The sequence below is a fragment of the Thermus caldilimi genome (genome assembly GCF_004684245.1).
Lineage (GTDB): Bacteria > Deinococcota > Deinococci > Deinococcales > Thermaceae > Thermus > Thermus caldilimi.
In genome coordinates this window covers 2044108-2063440 of record NZ_CP038452.1, presented here as the reverse complement: position 1 = coordinate 2063440, position 19333 = coordinate 2044108, and the positions used below count along the sequence as shown (strand labels likewise).

The window sequence follows — 19333 nt, the reverse complement described above, 5'->3', positions numbered from 1 at the left end:
TAAGTATACAGGAACCCGTCTGGCTCCGCACCTCCTCCTTGACAGGCCATCCCGGTCCGGGTAAGTTTGCCCCGTAAAGAAAGGAGAGATTATGAAAAAACTCGGGTTCTTAGCCATAGGCATAGGCTTGCTGGGCCTTTGGGCCTGTACGCCACCGCCCCAGGGCCTTCAGGGAAATGTCTTCACCAGCCCCAGCGCCGGGGGGCAGCCCGTTCACGGGGCCAGGGTAATTGCCCAGGTGGGAAGCCGGAGGGTGGAAACCACCACCAGCCTGGATGGGCACTTCTCCCTGCAAATACCCGGTAACGCCCAGACCTTCACCCTCACCGTCATTCCCCCTGCAGGCCAGGGTATGGCCGCCTTGACCTTCGCGGAGGTCCCTTTAAGCGCCTACCGCTCCCCGTATGGGGCCGCCTCGGAGATGAACATTTACCTCCCTGCCCCGGCCTCCAAAACCCTTCCGGGCTATACCGCCCGCACGGGCCACATCACGGGCAACGTCACCTTCAACAACCAACCCGTGGTGAGCTCCACCCCGAGGGGCCCCACCCAGCTCTTCGACCCTCCCCAGCCCTGCGAGGACGGCCTGGTGGTCTACGGCGGCGGGCGCACGGTGACCACCAATGCTTCGGGGGACTACCAAATCCCCGTGACCTCCACCAACAACCTGTACGCCGCCTCGGGAAGCCTATGGGCTGGAAACTACACGGGCACGGACACCGGGAACTGTCAAATGGCCACGGAATACTTCTGGGCTCAGTTCCAGCTCATCCCCGAGGTGCGGGTCTATTTGAACGGGACCAGCACCGGCCAAAACGTGGCCCTCGAGGCCTTCGATCCCCAGAGCAACCCTAAGGTCACCGCCTTGGCCGTGAGCCACGACTATGGGGCCCTGACCGGGTTCAACTTCAACCCCACGAGCCCTAGCTGGAACGCCCTCTCCTTTAGCACAGCCTCCTTCACCCACGCCATCCATTCGGGGGACATCGAGCTGGGTCAGTACTACTTCCTAGGGCAAACCACCAAGAACCTCCGGGTCCTTGCCCTACCCTCCACCGATGTGTCCCAACAGATCATGGTGCAAAGCTTCGCGGTGCGGCTCTCGAGCGCGGGGAGCGTTCTGGACCTTTCCTCGGTCCAGCAGTGGCGGGATGGGACCAACTTGAACCAGGCCCTCACCGCCTCCTTCCTGGACACCCCCAAACTGGCGGTCAACGATGGGGCCACCCTGGGGCCAAACCCTACCCTCTCCTGGAGCCCGGTCCCTGGAGGACAGGTGTACGTGGTCTCGGTCTACGATCAAGGCGGTAGCTTGGTCTGGGTTGGCTACACCCCCAAGACCGAAATTGCCTTGCCTATCCCTCTGTCCAGCGGGGGGGTCTACTCCTGGGACGTGAGCACCGATGACCAAACGGGGATCCTGGAGTACATCGGCATGGATCCCAGCGCCCTCCAGGCCCGGCTTTACGTGGACTTCGCTCACTACCCAAAGCTGAAAGGCTTCAGGGGAAGCACCATCCACCAAGCCCGGGGGCGCATGGCCCAAGCCTTCCTGGAAGGGCTAGGGTACGTACCCCAGGGGGCTTACCAAAACCTCCTCCAGAGGGGCTACCGCCAATCCGTGAGCGAAACCCGCACCTTCTCGGTCCAGTGATACAGGAGGAGGCATGCGCATCTGGAAGCTAACCCTGTTCGCCCTTCTCCTGGCCGCCTGCGGCCAGAACAACCCCACCGGCCAACGCCCCACCCCGGGACCCACCCTTACCCAGATCCAGGGGCAGACCGCCGTGGCCGGGGAAATCCTGGTCAAGTACCGCTCCGGGGGCCTCCAGACCCAAGGCCTCCAGGTCCTGGGGGAAAGCCAGGTCTTGGACCGGATCGCCGACCCCGGCTGGGGCACCTTGGTCCGCATAAAGGTTCCCGAGGGGCAGGAAGCCCAGTACGCCTCCGCCTATGCGGCCCTCGAGGGGGTAGCCTACGCCGAACCCAACTACTGGGTGGAAAACCCGGGCCGGGAGATGGCCCGCACCTTGGGGATGCCTGGCCCCCAGGGTCTCCGCCCCCTGGATTACACCGGCAGCATCACCGATCCCTACTTCGTGCAGGTGCCGCCTGGAGACCCCCTCCAGGCCCAGGGCCCGGACGGTACCCGCTACCAGAATGTGCCCTACCTTTGGGGCGTGTACCGGGTGAACGCCCCGCAGGTGTGGAACCAGGGATACCGCGGCCAGGGGGTGGTGGTGGCCGTGGTGGACGAGGGCATCGACCTCACCCACCCTGACCTGGCCGCCAACCTCTGGCAAAACCCCAACCCCAACAACCCCTCTTGCCCAGGGGCCAACGGCTACGATTTCGTCGACGACGACACCAATCCCTCCGATTCCGGGGGGCACGGCACCCACGTGGCGGGCACCATCGCCGCCGCCGTCAACGGCATAGGGGTGGTGGGCGTAGCCCCCGAAGCCAAGCTCATGGCCCTACGGGCCCTGGGGTACTTCGGCGGGACCAACTACATGCTGGTGCGGGCCCTCAAGTACGCCGCCGACTGCGGGGCCAAGGTGGTGAACAACTCCTGGGGTTCTGGGGCCAGGAGCAAGGCTTTCCTAGACGTCCTGGAATACGGCACCCAGAAGGGCGTGGTCTACGTGTTCTCGGCGGGCAACTCCTATCGGTCCGGTAACCGACCCTCGTATCCCGTCTTTTACAGCACCCTCCTCCCCGGGGTGATCGGCGTGGGGGCTACCAGCAACGACAATCGGCGGGCGGGGTTCTCGGACACCGGTCCCTACGTAACCGTGGCCGCCCCTGGGGCCGCCATCCTCTCCACGGTGCCCGTGGCGCAAAATCCCAGCGATCCCTATGCCTTCCTGCAAGGCACCTCCATGGCTGCCCCCCACGTGACCGGAGTGGTGGCTCTCCTCCTCTCGGCCAAACCAGGAGCCAGCCCCGAGGAGATCCGCCTGGCCTTGGAGCGGGGAGCCAACGCCACCCTCACCGGGCAGGCGGCCAAACCCGATTACGCGGCCGGTGGGCAGTACGGCTACGGGTTGGTGGACGCGGCGGCCAGCTTGAACGCCCTTTTAGGCAGATAAGACGCAGACCTTCACCCGGGCCCCTAAGGGGCCCGGGCAGGCTTACAAGAGGTTGAATGAACAAGAAAGCGCTGTTGCTGTCCCTACTGCTCCTCCAGACCGTAGCATGGGGCCAGATACCTAGACCCACACCCCCTGGGGAACCGGTAGCTTATGGCATCGTGCAGGTCCAGGTCCTGAAAGAAGAGCGCCCCCTACCCGGAGTCTGGGTGACCTTGCAGCCGGTAGCTGCCAACGGGCTACCCAACGGTAAGGGCCTGGTCCGGTGGACCGATGGGAAAGGGGAAGCCTCCCTACCCCTACTCCGGCCGTTGCGGAGCCTGCTCCTCATTCTCCGGGACGCCGGGGGAGGTTTCTGCCTACAGATACCCTTGGACCAAGCCCTAGGCACTTGGACCCTGGGGCCTTACCACCTCGAGGTCAGGGTAGCCCTCCCCTAAAGGTGGATGGGCCGCTCCCAGGCCCCCAGGGCCGCCTCCTTGAGGATCTCGGAGAGGGAGGGGTGGGCGTGGGGGGCCCGGCCTACGTCCTCGGCGCTGGCCTTGAAGAAAAGGGCCAGGGCGGCCTCAGCCAGGATGTCCCCCACCCGGGCCCCGAGGCCGTGGACCCCCAGGATGCGGTCCGTCTGGGCATGGGCCAGGACCTTAACAAAGCCCTCGGTCTCCCCCATGGCCCGGGCGCGTCCCGAAGCGGAGTAGGGGAACTTCCCCACCTTATAGGGGATGCCCCGCTCCTTGAGCTCTTCCTCGGTGTAGCCCACCCCCGCCACCTCGGGGTGGGTGTAGACCACGCTGGGGATGGCCAAATAGTCTACATGGCCATAGCCTCGCACCATGTGCTCCACCGCGGCGATGCCCTCCTCGCTGGCCTTGTGGGCCAGCATGGGCCCCCGCACCACGTCCCCGATGGCGTAGATGTGGGGCACCCGGGTGCGGAGGTGCTCGTCCACGGGGATGCGGCCCCGCTCGTCGGTGGCCAGCCCAGCGCTTTCCAGGGAAAGCCCCTCGGTGTAGGGCCTGCGGCCCACGGCCAGGAGCACCCGGTCCGCCTCGAGGACCTCGCCCCCTTCGAGCTCCACCCGGGCCCCCTTCCCCTCCGGGCGCACCGCCTGTACCCTCACCCGGGTGCGGATCTCCAGCCCCTCCTTGCGGAAGACCCGCTCCGCCGCCCGGGAAAGCTCGGCATCCATGGTGGGGAGGATGCGGTCCAGGTACTCCAGCACGGTAACCTTAGCCCCCAGGCGGTGCCAGACCACCCCGAGCTCGAGGCCAATCACCCCGCCCCCCACCACGATGAGCCTTTCCGGCACCTCAGGGAAGCTTAGGGCCTCGGTGGAGGTCACCACCCGCTCAAAGTCCACCTCCGCCCAAGGGGGGAGGAGGGGGGCGCTCCCCGTGGCGATGAGGAAGTAGCGGGCGGAAAGCTCTTCCCCCGTTTCCTCCACCAAGACCTTGCGCTCGGAGAGGAAGCGGGCCCTTCCCTGGTGGCGGGCGATGCCGTTTTTCTTGAAGAGGAACTCGATGCCCTGGGTGTTGGCCTGGACCACCTTGTCCTTGTGGGCCATGAGGGCGGGGAGGTCCAGGGTTAGGCCCTCCACCCTGGCCCCGATGAGGCCCTTTTTGGCCTCGTAGATGCGCTCGGTGGTTTCCAGAAGGGCCTTGGAGGGGATGCACCCCACCCGCAGGCAGGTGCCCCCTAGGGCCTTTTCCTTCTCCACCACCCCCACCTTGAGGCCCAGCTGGGCCGCCCTTATGGCGGCCACGTACCCCCCGGGGCCCGCCCCGATCACCAAAAGATCGTAGGCCTCCACGTTAGACCTCCAAGAGGAGACGCACCGGGTTTTCCACCAGCTCCTTCACCCGGCGCAGGAAGGTGACCGCCTCCCGCCCGTCCACGATGCGGTGGTCGTAGGAGAGGGCCAGGTACATCATGGGCCTTATCACCACCTGCCCATCCCGGGCCACGGGGCGCTCCTGGATGGCGTGCATGCCCAGGATGCCCACCTGGGGCGGGTTGAGGAGGGGGGTGGAGTTCAGGGAGCCGTAGACCCCGCCGTTGGTGATGGTGAAGGTGCCCCCCATGAGCTCCTCGGGCTTGAGCTTCCGGGTGCGGGCCTTTTCGGCAAACTCGGCGATCTGCTTCTCAATCTCGGCAAAGGAGAGGCGGTCGGCGTCCCGCAGGACGGGCACCACCAGTCCCTCGCCCCCGCCCACGGCCACCCCGATGTCGTAGTAGCGGTGGTAGAGGATGGCGTTATCCCGGATCTCGGCGTTCAGCTCGGGGATCTCCTTCAGGGCCTGGACCACGGCCTTCACGAAGAAGCTCATGAAGCCGAGCTTCACCCCGTGCTTCTTCTGGAAGGCCTCGCCCAGCTCCTTCCTGAGGGCGATGATCTGGGACATGTCCGCCTCGTTGAAGGTGGTGAGCATGGCCGTGGTCTGCCGGGCCAAAAGGAGCCTCTCGGCGATGCGGCGGCGCAAAGGGGTCATGGGCACCGCCTCGCTTACCCGCCAGGGGCGGTCGGCGGGGGGCTGGGCCGCCGGAGCAGATGCGGGGGCGGGGGCAGGAGGCGGCGTGGGCGCGGGGGCGGGAGCCGCCTGGGCCTCCAGGTGGCGGAGCACGTCCTCCTTGAGGATGCGCCCCCCCAGGCCCGTACCCTGGACCGCCTCGGGGGCCACCCCCGCCTCCCGCAGGAGGCGCTCCGCGGCGGGCATGGCCAGGGACTCGGGGGCCTTGGCCGCCTCCGCCGGGGCCTGGGGGGCTGGAGCAGCAACCTGCGCCCCCGCTTCCAGGAGGGCGATAGCCTCCCCCACCCGGGCCGTCTCCCCGGTGCGCTTCAGGATCTTGGTGAGGGTTCCCGCAAAGGGGGCGGGGAGCTCGAGGGTGGCCTTGTCGGTGATGAGCTCCACCAGGGGCTCGTCCTGGGCAAAGCTCTCCCCTTCCCGCTTCAGCCAAGCGCCGATTTCCACTTCCACAATGGACTCGCCCACGGAGGGCACTTTCAGCTCTTGCACCGCTTACCTCCTCACTTGAAGGCCTCTTCCAAAAGCCTTTCCTGTTCCAGCTTGTGCACCTTGGAGGAACCCACCGCGGGGCTTGGGGACTCGGGCCGGGCCACCACGCCGAAGGGGTGGCCGTAGATCTCCCCGCAGAAGCGGGCGGAGAGGTACCACCAGGCCCCCTGGTTCACCGGCTCCTCCTGGACGTAGACCACCGGGGTCTTCTTGGGGTAGAAACCCAGGGCCTCCTTAAGCTCCTCCTCGGGGAAGGGGTAGAGGAGCTCAAGCCGGATGATGGCCACGTCCTCCGCCCCCAGCTCCCTCCGCTTTTGCAGGAGGTCGTAGTAGACCTTCCCCGAGGTGAGGAGGACCTTCCTCGCCCCCTTGACCCTTTCCGGGATCACCTTCTGGAAGCGCCCCTGGGCCAGCTCCTCCAGGCTGGACACCACCTCGGGGTGGCGGAGGAGGCTTTTGGGGGTGAGGACCACGAGGGGCTTGCGCAGGGGGCGCTTCACCTGGCGGCGCAGGAGGTGGAAGAACTGGGCGGGGGTGGTGGGGTAGGCCACCTGGAGGTTATCCTTAGCCCCGAGTTGCAAGAAGCGCTCCAGCCGGGCGGAGGAGTGCTCGGGGCCCTGGCCCTCGAGGCCGTGGGGCAGGAGGAGGACTAGGCCGGAAAGCCGGTTCCACTTGGCCTCGGCGCTGGCCAGGAACTGGTCGATGTAGACCTGGGCCACGTTGACGAAGTCCCCGAACTGGGCCTCCCAGAGGACCAAGGCTTCGGGGTAGTCCAGGCTATACCCGTACTCAAACCCCAGCACCCCGGCCTCGGAGAGGGGGGAGTTGTAGACCTCCACCTCCGCCTGGCCCTCGGCCAGGTGTTGCAGGGAGATGTACGGCCTTCCCGTCTGGTAGTCGTAAAGGGCGGCGTGGCGTTGGGTGAAGGTGCCCCTTAGGGCATCTTGCCCCGTGAGGCGCACCCGGTGCCCCTCCGCGGCCAGGGAGGCGAAGGCCAGGGCCTCCACCGCCGCCCAGTCCAGGGGGCGCCCTTTCTCGGCCATCTCCTTCCTGGCCTCGAGGAACCGCTTCAGCTTGGGATGCACCTGGAAGCCCTCGGGCACGGTGCTCAAGCGGAGAAGGAGTTCCTTTAGCGCTTTCAGGGGCACCCCGGTGTCCACTTCGGGCACCAGGTGGTCGGGCCCGCCCACGTACCCCTGCCAGATACCGGAAAGGCCGTGGGGCACCACAGGGCCCGGCTCCGCCTTGACCCGGGCGAACTCGCTCTCCAGGTTCGCCAGGTAGGCTTCCTCCTTGGCTTTGAGCTCCCCCTCCGCCATCACCCCTTCGGCAAGGAGCCTCTCCGCATAAACCCTCCAGGGCTCGGGCTTCTTGGCGATGAGGGCGTACATGGGGGGTTGGGTGAAGGTGGGCTCGTCCGTTTCGTTGTGGCCCCGGCGGCGGTAGCCCACCAGGTCGATGACCACGTCCTTGCCGAAGCGCTGGCGGTACTCCAGGGCCAGGCCCAGCACGAACCAGAGCTCGTCCAGGGCCTCGGCGTTCACGTGGAAGACGGGAGCCCCCACCATCTTGGCGATGTCCGTGGGGTAGCGGCAGGAGGTGTACTCCTCGGGGTTGGTGGTGAAGCCCAGCTGGTTGTTGGCCACCACGTGCAGGGTCCCCCCCACCCGGTAGCCGGGGAGCTGGGAGAGGTTAAAGGTTTCCTGGACGATGCCCTCGCCGATGAAGGCCGAGTCCCCGTGGACCAGGATGGCCAGGCCCCTTTTCCGCTCCCGGTCGCCGAAGCGGTCCTGCTTGGCCCGAAGGCGGCCCAGGGTCACGGGGTTCACGAACTCCAGGTGGCTGGGGTTGAAGTTGAGGGAAACGTGGACCTTCCCGTAGGGGGTGGTGAGGTCGTTGGAGAAGCCCAGGTGGTACTTCACATCCCCCGAGTAGCCCTCGGGAAAGATCTCCTCGAACTCGCGGAAGATGCGCTCAAAAGGCTTGCCCACCACGTGGGCCAGCACGTTGAGCCGCCCCCGGTGGGCCATGCCCAGGACCACCTCCCTGACCCCGTGGCGGGCGGCCTCCTCCACCGCCTCCAAGAGGAGGGGGACCAGGCCTTCCAGGCCCTCGAGGCTGAAGGTCTTGGCCCCCAGGTACTTGCGTTGCAGGAAGGCCTCAAAGAGGCTCGCCTGCTGGAGGCGCTCCAGCATGCGCCGGCGCACCTCGCGGGGAGGCTTGGGCCAGGGGGCCTCGATGCGGGAGAGAAGCCAGGCCCGCTCCTCGGGCTCGGTATGGACCACCTCAAACCCCACCGGGCCCAGGTAAACCTCCTCCAGGCGGCCCAGGAGGTCCCCCAGGGTGGGGGCGCCGAAGAAGGGGGGAAGGGACCTAAAGAGATCCTCCCGGGAAAGGCCGTGGGCCTCCAGGGAAAGCTCCTTGGGCCTCGGCCGCTCCCGCCCTAAGGGATCGATGCGGGCCGACTGGTGCCCAAGTTCCCGGTAGGCCTGGACCAGGCGCTCCACCTTGAGGAGGAAGGCCAGGTCCACCGCCTCGGCCAGGGGAGCGGGGATGGTTCGTCGGCCATCCTCGAGGGGTTCTCTTCGGGACCCCTCCAGGGCGAGGGCGGAAAAGTAGCGGCGCCACTCCTCCGGCAGGGAGAAGGGATCCTCCAGATAGGCCCGGTAGAGGGCCTCCAGGTAGCCTTGGCTTTCCAACGTGAGCTCCATCCTACCTCCCAAGAGGGGGGCCTATACCCCCTTCATCTACGCTACACCAAAAAGCGGTGTAGGTGCTTTAGGACCTTTACAATGGGGCCATGGTCCTGAAGGAGAGACAGGAAGGCGTCCTTATCCTCACCCTGAACCGGCCGGAAAAGCTGAACGCCCTAACCGGTGCCCTGCTGGACGAACTCTACCAGGCCCTAAAGGAGGCCCAGGAAACCCCCGCGGTCCGGGTCCTCCTCCTCACGGGGGCCGGGCGGGCCTTCAGCGCAGGGCAGGACCTGGGGGAGTTCGGGGAGCAAAAGCCCGACTACGAGGCCCACCTCCGCCGCTACAACCGGGTGGTGGAGGCCCTGGCGGGGCTGGAGAAGCCCCTGGTGGTGGCGGTGAACGGGGTGGCGGCGGGAGCGGGGATGAGCCTGGCCCTTTGGGGGGATTACCGGCTGGCGGCGGAGGAGGCCAGCTTCGCCACCGCCTTCACCCGCATCGGCCTGGTGCCGGACTCGGGGATGAGCTTCCTCCTCCCGCGCCTCGTGGGCCTGGCCAAGGCCCAGGAACTCCTCCTCCTCTCCCCTAAGCTTTCCGCCGAGGAGGCCCAAGCCCTGGGCCTGGTGCACCGGGTGGTGCCGGGGGAAAGGCTTCTGGAGGAGGCCCTAGCGGTGGCGCGGGAGCTGGCCCAGGGGCCCACCCGGGCCTACGCCCTCACCCGGAAGCTCCTTTTGGAAACCTACCGGCTTTCCCTCACGGAAGCCCTGGCCCTCGAGGCCATCCTCCAGGGGGAGGCCGGGCGCACCCAGGACCACGAGGAGGGGGTAAGGGCCTTCCGGGAGAAGCGCCCCCCTAGGTTCCAGGGCCGATGATCCGCTACCTCAGGGGCACGGTCCTGAAGAGGGAGGAAGGGGGGTTTCTCCTTCTGGTGCATGGGGTGGGCTTCCTGGTGCAGGCCCCCCAGACCTTTCTGCAAAGCCTCAAAGAAGGCCAGGAGGTAGGCGTCCACACCCACCTCCAGCTTCGGGAGGAAGGCCTCTTTCTCTATGGCTTTCCCGACGAGGAAAGCCTCCTCCTCTTTGAGCTCCTCCTTTCCGTGAGCGGGGTGGGGCCCAAGGTGGCCCTCTCCCTCCTCTCCGCCCTCACCCCCAGGCTTCTGGCCCAGGCCCTGGCCCAGGGGGACCTGCGCCTCCTCACCGCAGCGAGCGGGGTGGGAAGAAGGCTCGCCGAGCGCATCGCCTTGGAGCTCAAGGGCAAGGTGCCCCCAAGCCTCCTCACCGGGCAAAAGGTGGAAAGCCAGGCGGCGGAGGAGGCCATCCTGGCCCTAACCGCCTTGGGCTTTAAGGAGGGCCAGGCCCGGGGGGTGGTCCTGGACCTCCTGGCCAAGCACCCCTCGGCCAATGCCCAGGAGCTCATCAAGGAGGCCCTGAGACGGCTGCGGTAGGAGGCGAATACCCTCTCCCGCTATACCGTGCCCCCTAAGGATCCAAGGGGGGTGGCCCGGGTAAGGGGTCTACCGGGGCCCCACCCTGGCGAAGCCGGGGTGGGGTGGTATAACCCTTGGCTAACCGGCAGCGACTAGACTGGGGGCAAGTATGCGCGCTCTATGGACCCTCGTCCCCCTTATCGGCCTGGCCTGGGGACAGGGGCTGGACCTGGCCACCCTCCTCCGGCTCCTTCCCCAATCCCCCGGCTGGCAGGCCCTCGAGGCCCAGTACGCCCAGGCCCAGGCCAGCTACCAGGCGGCCCTGGCGGCCCTAGGCCTCAAGGTGGCCGCGAGCGGGGGGCTGGCCTACCAGAGCCTCCAGGGCCAGGCCAATACCCGGGAGAGCCTAAGCCTGAGCGCCAACCTCCTGGCCCTTCCCTACGGCCCAGCCCAGGAAAGCGCCCGCCAGGCCCGCATGGCCCTCCTGCGGGCCGACCTCAGCCGCCGCTCGGGGGAGATGGACCTCCTTTTTACCCTCCTCCAGCAGTACTGGGGTGCCTACCTGGCGGAAAAGAACCTGGAGGTGGCCCAACGGGCCTTAGCCGTAGCCCAGGAGGCCTATCGGGTAGCCCAGGCCAAACGCCTACAGGGCCTCCTCTCCGAAACGGGGCTCAAGCAGGCGGCCCAGGCCTTGGCCCAGGCCCAGGCGGCCTTGGTCCAGGCCCAGACCCAGGAGGCCGCGGCCCGGACCGCCCTCTACGCCACCCTGGGCCAGGCTCCCGGTCCCCCACCCCCCAGGACCTCCTTCCCCCTACCCCTCCCCCTCCACCCCCTTGGAGGAGGCCCTGCGGGCGGTGGCCGAGCGGCCTGAGGTCCTGCGGGCCCAAAACGCCCTGGAGGATGCCCACCAGGTCCTGGCCTACGCGGAGGCCGCCCGGTTCCTCCCGCAAGGCACCCTGAGCCTGAGCTACGGCCAGGTGAGCGCCGCCAACCCCGGCTCCAGCCTGGGGCTCAACCTCAACCTGGGCACGGGCCAGGTGAGCGGTTCCGCCACCTACGCGCCGGGGGCCAGCGGGGCCCAGGGGCTTGGAGCCTCCCTCAGCTTGAGCCTGCCCCTCCTGGCCCCGGACCTGGAGGCCCAGGTGGCGGCGGCCCGGGCGAACCTGGCCTACCAGCAGGCCAACCTGGCCTCCACCCTGGCCGCTGCGGAGGCGGACGTGCGCGCCCGCCACGGAGCCTACCTGGCCGCCTTGGCCCAGGTGGAGGCCGCCCAAAAGGGGCTGGAGGCCGCAGACCAGGCCTTGAGCGACGCCCGCAAGCGCCTGGAAGCGGGGCTCATCGCCCCCCTGGATCTGGCCCAGGCGGAGCTCAACCGGCTGCAGGCGGCCTATGGCCTGACCAGCGCCCAGGTGAACGCCTACCTGGCCTACCTGGCCCTGCGGCGTTCCCTGGCCCAGCTCACCCTGGAAACGTACGCGAAGGAGGTAGCCCCATGAAGCAGGTTTTCCCGCTCCCCCGGCTCTTGGCAGTCTTGGCCCTTGGCGCCTGGGCCCTGGCCCAGGGCGGGCCGCCCCCCACCCTCACCTTGGAGGGTGCCTTGGGGATGGCCCTCAAGGCCAACCCCAGCCTACAGGCTGCCCAGATCGTCCTGCAGAACGCCGAGGTCCAGCTCCAGGCCAAGGAACAGGACCCCAATACCCTAATCCTGGACCTCACCAAGGCCCGGCAGGCCCTGGCTCTGGCCAAAGCCAGCCTGGCCTACACCCGCCTGCAGGTGCTGCAGAACACCGTAAGCGCCTACCTGGCCCTTTACGAGAACCAAAGGAACATCGAGGTGCTGAAGGCCCAGGTGGCCCTGGCGGAGCGGAACCTGGAGGTGGCCAAGTCCCGCCAGGCCCTGGGCAACGCCACCTCCTTGGACGTGGCCCGGGCCCAGGCCGCCCTGGACAGCGCCCGGCAGAACCTAGCCACCGCCCAGGGCCAAACCTTGGTCCTCTCCGCCCAGTTGGCCGTCCAGCTAGGGCTTTCCGACCTGGGACCGGTCCTCCTGGCCGACCCCCCCGATCCCCCAATCCTCCAAGCCCAGCCAGAGGCCCTGGAGAAGGACCTTTTCCTCCGGCTACCCCAGGTGCTCCAACTGGCCCAGGCGGTGGAGTACGACCAGCTCCTGGTCCAGCTCTCCGACAACGACTACACCCCGGCCCTCACCCTAAAGACCGCCCAGCTCACCCTGGAAAACGACCGTAAGGCCTCCGAGCTGGCCCAGCGCAACGCCCTCACCAGCCTGCGCAACGCCTACCAGGCCGCCCAGGCGGCCTACGGGGGGATCGCCCTGGCCCAGCAAAGCCTCAGCAACGCCCTCAAGGTGCTGGAACAGGACCAGGCGGCCTACCGGGCGGGCACGGTCTCCGCCCTGCAAGTGGAGAGCGACCGGGTTTCCGTCCTCACCGCCCAGTACAACCTGCTGCAGGCCAAGGACGGTTACTGGCGGGCCCTCATCGCCCTTTCCCTGGCCGCGGGGCAGGACCTCACCGGCCTGCTGAGGTGAGCCATGGCCCGTTCGGCGATCCTCATCCTCCTGGTCCTGGCCCTAGGGATCCTGGTGGGCCGGATCACCGCCCCCGGAACCGCAGCCGGCCCCGCTCAGGGAACCCCTCGAGGCCCCAGCACCCCTGGGCTCACCCCCAACCCCGCCTTCCCGGCCCAGGGGCGGCCGGGGGGCTTCGCCGCCCGGGGGGCCCCGGGTAGCGGCCAGCCCCTGCCCGTTCAGCTGGCCCTGGTGGAGGCGGGCACCCTGGAGGCCACCCGGCAGGTGGGGGGCACGGTGGTGCCCGCGGTGCAGGCCAACGTCCCCGCCCAGGTGGGGGGAGCGGTGGTGCGGGTGCTGAAAAACCCGGGTGACACGGTGGCGCAGGGGGAGGCGGTGGTGCAGCTGGACACCCAGGCGCTGCAGCTGGCCCTGGCCAACGCCCGGGCCGCCCTGCGGGCCGCAGAGATCAACCTGGCCACCCAGACCCGTACCACCCTGGAGGCCCGAAGCCGCCTCGAGGCCCAGGTGCGTTCAGCCCAGGCCGCCCTCCAGGCTGCGCAGCAGAACTACCAGGCCACCCAGCGGGTGAAGGCCCTGGGCGGAGCCTCGGACACCGAGCTGGCCCAGGCCCAGGCCGCCTTGGCCCAGGCCCAGGCCAACCTCGAGGCCGCCCAAAGCGCCTTGGCGGACAACCTGCGGGCGGAGCAGGAAACCCTGGCCGCCCTGCGGGTGGCGGTGGAGCAGGCCCGAAACCAGGTGGCTCAAGCGGAACTCAACCTGCAAAACGCCACCCTGCGCGCCCCCTTCGCTGGGAGCCTCCTGGCGGTGAGCGCCACCCCCGGCGCCTACCTGGCCCCCGGGGCCACGGCCTTCGTCCTGGCCCAGGGCCTGCGGGTCCAGTTCGGCGTGCCCCCGGAGGAGGTCCACCTGCTGCCGGTGGGGAGCGAGGTGCGCTTCACCTTGGGGGCCCAGACCTATCTCCTGAAGGTGGAGCAAAATCCCGGGGGCACGGCCTCCGGGGGCCTGGTCCTCCTGCTGGCCCGGCCCCCAGAAGGGGTTCACTTGCCTCTAAACACGGTGGGTTTGGTGAGCTACACCGTGGCCTTGGCCCGGGGGCCCCTGATCCCGGTGAACGCCTTGCAGTCCGACGGCTCCCAACTCTTCGTGTACCAGGTGGAGGAGGGAGTAGCCCGGCGCCAGGCGGTACAGGTCTTGGCCCAGGCGGGGGACCGGGTGGCGGTGGCGGGCTTGGCCGCTGGGACCCAGGTGGTGGTCAACCCACCTCCCGGGCTCTTGGACGGCACCCCGGTGGTGGGAGCCGCCTCCCCAAGCCCGCAGACCCGGGAAGGCTCCTCCGCCCCACCCCGCCGCCCTGGGTCCCGGCCCCAGCCCGGAGGGAGGTGAAGGATGGTCCGCATCAACCCCCTAGTGCGCTTCTCCGTGGCCCGCTACGTCTTCTCCATCGGCATCTTCGGGGCAGTGGTGGTCTTCGGCTTCCTGGCCACCCGCAACCTAGGGGTGGACCTCCTCCCAGCGGTAAACGTGCCGGTGGTGGCGGTGAGCGTCCAGTATCCGGGGGCTACCCCCCAGACCGTGGACCAGCAGATCACCCAGGTGCTGGAAAACGCCATCAGCCGCATCGCCGGGGTGAGCCAGATCAGCTCCACCAGCAGCCTGGGCTTCAGCCGGATCGTGGTGGCCTTCGGCCCCGACATCGACCGGGTAAGCGCCGCCAACCAGGTGGCGGCCCAGGTGTCCGCCGCCGCCCGGCTCCTGCCTAGCGGGGCCTCGGCCCCCGCGGTGCAGAGCTTTGACCCCAACGCCCAGCCGGTGGTGGAGTTCGGCCTCTACGCCCCAGGCCGGGACCTGGGGGAGGTCTACACCTACGCACAAAACGTCCTGGTCCCCCGGCTACAGCAGGTCGCCGGGGTGGCCAATGTGAGCCTGCAAGGGGGCCCTCAGCAGGGGGTGTGGGTCTACCTGGACCCCACCCGCCTGGCCTACTACCGCATCTCTCCGAGCCAGGTGGTCCAGGCCCTGAGCGGGGCGGTGGTCCTGAGCCCCATCGGCAGCATCACCCGGCAGAACACCACCCTGAGCCTCTCCACCCAGAACGTGCCGCAAAGCCCCGCCGCGGTGGGGGAACTCCTGGTGGACGCGGCTCGGGGCATCCGGGTGAGGGACCTGGGGCGGGTGGAGGTGAACGCCCAGGCGGGCCAGTACGCCCGCATCAACGGCCAGCCGGTGATCCTGGTCTCGGTGCAGCAGGCCTCGGGGAGCAACGCGGTGGCGGTGGTGGACGGGGTGCGGCAGGCCCTGCGCCAGGCGGGCCTGCCCCCCGGGTACCAGGTCCTTTTCGGCAACGACACCACCCTGCCCATCCGGGCCTCGGTGGAGCGCACCTACCGGGAGCTCTTCCTCACCGCTGCAGTGGTGGCGGTGGTGGTGCTTCTCTTCTTGGGTCGGCTCAACACCGCCTTCACCGTGATCCTGGCCATCCCCATCTCCCTCTCGGCCGCCCCCATCCTGTACCAGCTCCTGGGGTTCAGCTTCAACCTGGTTTCCCTCCTAGCCCTCATTGTGGCCATCGGCATCGTGGTGGACGACTCCATCGTGGTGGCGGAGAACGTGGAGCGGCACCGGGCCCTGGGCCTGGACCGGGTGCGGGCGGTGCTGGTGGGGGCCAGTGAGGTCTTCTCCGCGGTGGCCGCGGCCAGCCTCTCCCTCCTCTCTGTCCTCCTCCCGGTGAGCTTCATCGGGGGCTTTGCCGGCCGGTACGTGGAACAGTTCGCCCTGGGGTTGGCGGCGGCGGTGGCCATGTCCTGGCTCGAGGCCCTCCTCTTCCTCACCGTGCGCATGGCCTACACCCCAGACGCGGAACCCCTCACCTGGCGGGGGGCCCTAAGGCGCCTCCTGGAGCTGCCCGAGAACCTGCGCTACGGCTTCCGGGCCTTCCGACAGGGGGCGTGGCTGGCCCTCCTGGTCCTGGTGGGGCTCTTCCTCCTGCGGACCCACCCCGCCTGGCTTCCCCTCCTCCTCCTCTATCCCCTGGCCCTGGGGCTCGGACGCTACCTGCTGGTGGCCCTCCTGGGCCTCCTGGAAGCCCTCACCTTCTCCCTCCACCGGGCCACCGAGGCGGGGATGGAGCGGGTGCGCTCGGCCTACGCCCGCGCCCTCCCTGGGGTCCTGGAACGGGCCCCCTGGATCCTCCTGGGGAGCCTAGCCCTCTTCCTGGGGGTGGTCTTCCTCCTCCTCCCCAGGGTGCCCTTCAACTTCGTGCCCCAGAGCGACTCCGGCTACGTGCGCACCCAGCTCAACCTCCCCGCCCAGGCCTCCATGAGCCTGGCCAACGAGCTGGCGGGCCGCGTGGAGCGCTACCTCCTGGCCCAGCCGGCGGTGAACACCGTGCAGACCGTGGTCTCCGGGAACCAGGCGCAGATGGTCATCGGCCTGAAGCCCTTTGGGGAAAGGCCCAGCGTCTTCCAGCTCCTGCCCCAGTTCCAGGCGGAGATCCGCGCCCTCCTGGCCGACCAGCCCTCGGTGCGCTTCGTGATCTTCGGGGCCGGGGGCGGGGGTGGAGGCGGGTTCCAGGGGACCAACCTGAGCCTCAACCTGGCCTCGGTCAACCAGGCCCTGCTCCAGCAACGGCTGAACCAGGCCCTAGCGGTGCTGGGGCAGGACCCGGAGGTGCTGGGGGTGGTCCCGGTCAGCGCAGCCTCTGGGCTCCAGCTCAACTTCTACCCCCAGTCCGCCCGGCTAGCGGGCACGGGCCTCACCGCCAGCCAGGTGGCCCAGGCCCTGCAGGTGGCGGTGCAGGGGAGCCAGGCGGGGCAGGTGCAGCTAGGGGGGATCAGCTACCCCATCCAGGTCCAGGTGGACCCGGTCTTCCTCTCCGACCCCCAGGCCCTCCTGAGCCTGCCCATCCCTGCAGGCAACGGCCTGGTGACCGTGGGCCAGCTGGGCACCCTGGTGCCCACCCAGTCCCCGGTGTCCATCCAGCGCCAGAACCGGCTCTACGTGGCCCAGCTGACCCTAAGCCCCGCCCCCACGGCCCCACCGGCGGCGGTCCTCCTGGAACGCCTCTCGGAGCGCCTGCGGGAGGCAGGGGTCCTGGACAGCCAAGTGGTGCTCACGGAGGCCTCGGCCTTCGGCCAGGCGGCCCTGGCCCGCCAGCTCCAGGGGCAGGGGCCCTTTCTCTTCTTCCTGGCCTTCTTCATGGCCTACCTGGTCATGGGGGCCCAGTTCAACTCCTTCCGCTACCCCCTGTACCTGCTCCTGCCGGTACCCTTCGCCATCGCCGGGGCTATCCTCTTCGTCTTCCTGAGCGGGGGCAGCCTGGACATCTTTGGCATCCTGGGCTTCCTCATGCTCATCGGCCTCTCGGCCAAGAACGCCATCCTCTACCTGGACTTCGTCATGGAGCGCATCCACCGCATGCCCCTCCAGGAGGCCCTGGTGGAGTCCGCCCGCCTGCGCTTCCGGCCCATCGTCATGACCACCCTCACGGTCTTCGTCATCAGCCTGCCCCTCCTCCTGGGGCGGGGCGCTGGGGCGGAGTTCGGGCAGGGGCTGGGGGTGGTGATGTTCGGGGGGATCCTGGTTTCGGCCCTGCTCACCTTCTTCGTGGTGCCCGCGGCCTTCTACCTCTTCGAGCGGAACCGGCCCCTGCCGGAGGTGCCCGCGGCCCTGCGGGAGGGCTAGAGGGGCAGCCGCAGGCGGGCCACCAGGCCGGAGGGGCGGTTGGGGAGAAGCTCCAGCCGCCCCCCGTGGGCCTCGGCCACCTTCTTGGCCACGGAGAGGCCAAGCCCTTCCCCGGGCTGCCTCGAGGCCCGGAAGAAGGGCCTGCCCGCCTCCTCCAGGGCCCCTTCCGGCATCCCCGGACCCTGGTCCCGCACCTCCAGGACCGCCTCCTGCCCCTCTTCTCGGAGGACCACCTCCACCCCCTGCCCCTCCCCGTGGAGGCGGGCGTTCTGCAGGAGGTTCCTCAGGGCCTGGGAAAGGAGGAGGGGGTCCCCAAAGAAGGGCAGGGCCTCCGGCCCCCGGTAGGGCACGCGGAAGGCCTCCGCCTCTTGCCGGGCCAGGGCCGCCAGGTCCAGCCCTACCCGCTCCACCCGCCCCTCCCGGGCCAGGACCAGAAGGGCTTCCACCAGGCGCTTCATGCGCAGAAGCTCCTCCTTGGCCGCCTGTAGGGCCTCCTCTTGGTCCAGGTAGCCCGCCTCCGCCCCCTCCACCTGGGCCAAGGCGGCGGCCACCGGGGTACGGAGCTCGTGGGCCGCGTCCCGGGTGAAACGGCGCTCCCGGTCCAGGAAGGCCTGGAGCCGCTCCAGCATGTGGTTGAAGCTCTCCGCCAACGCTTTCAGCTCCCCGCTGCCTCCGGCCTCCACCCGGTGGGAGAGGTCCCCGGAGTCCGCCACCTTTTGGGCTACCTCGGTGAGGCGGGAAAGGGGGCGGAGGGCAGCCCCCGCCAGCCTCGAGGCCAGGAGGGCGAAGAGGAGGGTGAGGAGGGCCCCGGTTCCCAGGAGGGCCAGGCGGAAGTTGCGCAGGGCGGCCACCGCCCCCGGGTCGTAGCGGGCCACGGTGAGGGTGCCTCCCGGTACCTCCAAGACCAGGATCCGCCACCCCTCCCGCCAGTAGGCCCCAGGGGGGAGGGCAGGAAGGGGGGGAAAGTTAGGGCTCTGCTGCACCTCTTCCCCCTGGGCCAGCCGGAAGGCGAACTCCCCCCTTGGGGGCCTCCTGCCCTCGGAAAGGGTGCCCACGTAGAAGAGAAGGGAGCGGTCCAGGTCGGCCTCCACGAGGCGCCGGAAGGTCAGGTAGCTCAAGCCCCCCTGGAAGAGGAGGGCGGCCCCGATGGAAAGGGCCAGGAAGAGGGCCAGCCGCGCCCTAAGGCTCATGGCCAAGCCGGTACCCCCCGGGGACGGTGCGTATGACCTGCGGATGCATCTTCTGCCTCAGGTAGTGGATGTACACCTTCACCGCCCCCACCTTCTCCGCATCCCCAAAGACCTTTTCCGCCAGCTCCTCCGGGGCGAAGACCCGGCCCGGATGCAGGAGAAAGACCTCCAGGAGGGCAAACTCCTTCAAGGAGAGGTCCACCCGCTGGCCCCCGTAAAGGACCGCCCGCCCCGCCAGGTCGGCCTCCAGGGGCCCCAGGCGCACCCGGCTCCCCTTGGCCTCCGCCCCCCGGCGCAACAGGGCCCGCACCCGGGCCAGGAGCTCCTCCAGGTGGAAGGGCTTCACCAGGTAGTCGTCCCCGCCCAGGTCTAGGCCCAGAACCCGGTCCTCCAGGCTGTCCCTAGCGGTGAGGAAGAGGATGGGCCCCCGGTAGCCCGCCCCCCGCACCTCCTCCGCGAAGCGGAAGCCCCCATCCGGGTCCTCGGGCAGACGCACGTCCAGGACCATGAGGTCGGGCTCCAGCTCTAAGAAGGCCTCCCTGGCCTCCTCCAACCCCTTGGCCCAGCGCACCCCGTAGCCCTGGGCCAAGAGCGCCCCTTCCACCGCCCGGCCCAGGCGGGGCTCGTCCTCGAGGAGGAGCACCTGCACGCCTCCAGTATGCCCCCTATGGGTTAGGCGGGGGTTAT

14 protein-coding genes are annotated in these 19333 nt (G+C 68.9%); 9 read left to right on the top strand and 5 right to left on the bottom strand.

Annotation, left to right across the window (positions count from 1 at the left end; all coding sequences use genetic code 11):
• The first annotated feature begins 91 nt into the window (after positions 1 to 91).
• Positions 92 to 1654 carry a hypothetical protein gene (locus EBI04_RS10895; RefSeq protein ID WP_135257475.1) on the top strand — a complete coding sequence of 521 codons (1563 nt, stop codon included), beginning with the start codon at positions 92 to 94 and terminating at the stop codon, positions 1652 to 1654.
• 13 nt (positions 1655 to 1667) lie between these two features.
• Entirely contained in the window at positions 1668 to 3092 is a 1425-nt protein-coding gene (locus tag EBI04_RS10890) for a S8 family peptidase (protein WP_135257474.1), read from the top strand.
• A 436-nt stretch (positions 3093 to 3528) separates the two neighbouring features.
• Here EBI04_RS10890 and lpdA read toward each other — a convergent pair whose 3' ends face one another.
• Genes lpdA through EBI04_RS10875 form a run of 3 tightly spaced genes read right to left on the bottom strand, consistent with a single transcriptional unit; the run spans position 3529 to position 8817 of the window.
• Complete coding sequence (lpdA, locus tag EBI04_RS10885; RefSeq protein WP_135257473.1) at positions 3529 to 4902, bottom strand: dihydrolipoyl dehydrogenase; 1374 nt, start codon at positions 4900 to 4902, stop codon at positions 3529 to 3531.
• A 1-nt stretch (position 4903) separates the two neighbouring features.
• Entirely contained in the window at positions 4904 to 6106 is a 1203-nt protein-coding gene (odhB, locus tag EBI04_RS10880; protein ID WP_135257472.1) for a 2-oxoglutarate dehydrogenase complex dihydrolipoyllysine-residue succinyltransferase, read from the bottom strand.
• A gap of 11 nt (positions 6107 to 6117) precedes the next feature.
• Entirely contained in the window at positions 6118 to 8817 is a 2700-nt protein-coding gene (locus tag EBI04_RS10875; protein ID WP_135257471.1) for a 2-oxoglutarate dehydrogenase E1 component, read from the bottom strand.
• Between the two features lie 89 nt (positions 8818 to 8906).
• Between EBI04_RS10875 and EBI04_RS10870 the strand changes: the two genes are divergently transcribed.
• From EBI04_RS10870 to EBI04_RS10840, 7 genes are all read left to right on the top strand, one after another.
• A complete protein-coding gene (locus EBI04_RS10870) occupies positions 8907 to 9671 on the top strand; it encodes an enoyl-CoA hydratase/isomerase family protein (RefSeq protein WP_135257470.1) in 765 nt (254 codons plus the stop codon).
• Positions 9668 to 10243 (top strand): Holliday junction branch migration protein RuvA, encoded by a 576-nt coding sequence (gene ruvA, locus EBI04_RS10865; RefSeq protein WP_135257469.1) that lies wholly within the window; start codon positions 9668 to 9670, stop codon positions 10241 to 10243. The genes EBI04_RS10870 and ruvA overlap by 4 nt, the downstream gene beginning before the upstream one ends.
• Before the next feature lie 151 nt (positions 10244 to 10394).
• On the top strand, positions 10395 to 11096 hold the full coding sequence (locus tag EBI04_RS10860) for a TolC family protein (protein WP_135257468.1): 702 nt from the start codon (positions 10395 to 10397) through the stop codon (positions 11094 to 11096).
• A complete protein-coding gene (locus tag EBI04_RS10855; RefSeq protein WP_167481944.1) occupies positions 11080 to 11721 on the top strand; it encodes a TolC family protein in 642 nt (213 codons plus the stop codon). Before EBI04_RS10860 ends, EBI04_RS10855 begins: the two co-directional genes overlap by 17 nt.
• Entirely contained in the window at positions 11718 to 12773 is a 1056-nt protein-coding gene (locus EBI04_RS10850) for a TolC family protein (RefSeq protein ID WP_135257466.1), read from the top strand. Before EBI04_RS10855 ends, EBI04_RS10850 begins: the two co-directional genes overlap by 4 nt.
• A gap of 3 nt (positions 12774 to 12776) precedes the next feature.
• A complete protein-coding gene (locus EBI04_RS10845) occupies positions 12777 to 14159 on the top strand; it encodes an efflux RND transporter periplasmic adaptor subunit (protein WP_135257465.1) in 1383 nt (460 codons plus the stop codon).
• A gap of 3 nt (positions 14160 to 14162) precedes the next feature.
• Complete coding sequence (locus tag EBI04_RS10840) at positions 14163 to 17456, top strand: efflux RND transporter permease subunit (RefSeq protein WP_135257464.1); 3294 nt, start codon at positions 14163 to 14165, stop codon at positions 17454 to 17456.
• Here EBI04_RS10840 and EBI04_RS10835 read toward each other — a convergent pair.
• Positions 17453 to 18646 carry a sensor histidine kinase gene (locus EBI04_RS10835; RefSeq protein WP_135257463.1) on the bottom strand — a complete coding sequence of 398 codons (1194 nt, stop codon included), beginning with the start codon at positions 18644 to 18646 and terminating at the stop codon, positions 17453 to 17455. The genes EBI04_RS10840 and EBI04_RS10835 overlap by 4 nt on opposite strands.
• The gene (locus EBI04_RS10830) at positions 18636 to 19295 is read right to left on the bottom strand and encodes a response regulator transcription factor (RefSeq protein WP_167481943.1); all 660 of its coding nucleotides are present in this window, start codon (positions 19293 to 19295) and stop codon (positions 18636 to 18638) included. The genes EBI04_RS10835 and EBI04_RS10830 overlap by 11 nt, the downstream gene beginning before the upstream one ends.
• Between the last annotated feature and the right edge of the window lie 38 nt (positions 19296 to 19333).

Excerpts from the sequence above, each read along its gene's own strand:
- EBI04_RS10895 (WP_135257475.1), top strand. The coding sequence starts at position 92 with ATGAAAAAACTCGGGTTCTTAGCCATAGGCATAGGCTTGCTGGGCCTT.
- EBI04_RS10890 (WP_135257474.1), top strand. The coding sequence starts at position 1,668 with ATGCGCATCTGGAAGCTAACCCTGTTCGCCCTTCTCCTGGCCGCCTGC.
- EBI04_RS10875 (WP_135257471.1), bottom strand. The coding sequence starts at position 8,817 with ATGGAGCTCACGTTGGAAAGCCAAGGCTACCTGGAGGCCCTCTACCGG.
- EBI04_RS10870 (WP_135257470.1), top strand. The coding sequence starts at position 8,907 with ATGGTCCTGAAGGAGAGACAGGAAGGCGTCCTTATCCTCACCCTGAAC.
- ruvA (WP_135257469.1), top strand. The coding sequence starts at position 9,668 with ATGATCCGCTACCTCAGGGGCACGGTCCTGAAGAGGGAGGAAGGGGGG.
- EBI04_RS10860 (WP_135257468.1), top strand. The coding sequence starts at position 10,395 with ATGCGCGCTCTATGGACCCTCGTCCCCCTTATCGGCCTGGCCTGGGGA.
- EBI04_RS10850 (WP_135257466.1), top strand. The coding sequence starts at position 11,718 with ATGAAGCAGGTTTTCCCGCTCCCCCGGCTCTTGGCAGTCTTGGCCCTT.
- EBI04_RS10845 (WP_135257465.1), top strand. The coding sequence starts at position 12,777 with ATGGCCCGTTCGGCGATCCTCATCCTCCTGGTCCTGGCCCTAGGGATC.
- EBI04_RS10840 (WP_135257464.1), top strand. The coding sequence starts at position 14,163 with ATGGTCCGCATCAACCCCCTAGTGCGCTTCTCCGTGGCCCGCTACGTC.
- EBI04_RS10835 (WP_135257463.1), bottom strand. The coding sequence starts at position 18,646 with ATGAGCCTTAGGGCGCGGCTGGCCCTCTTCCTGGCCCTTTCCATCGGG.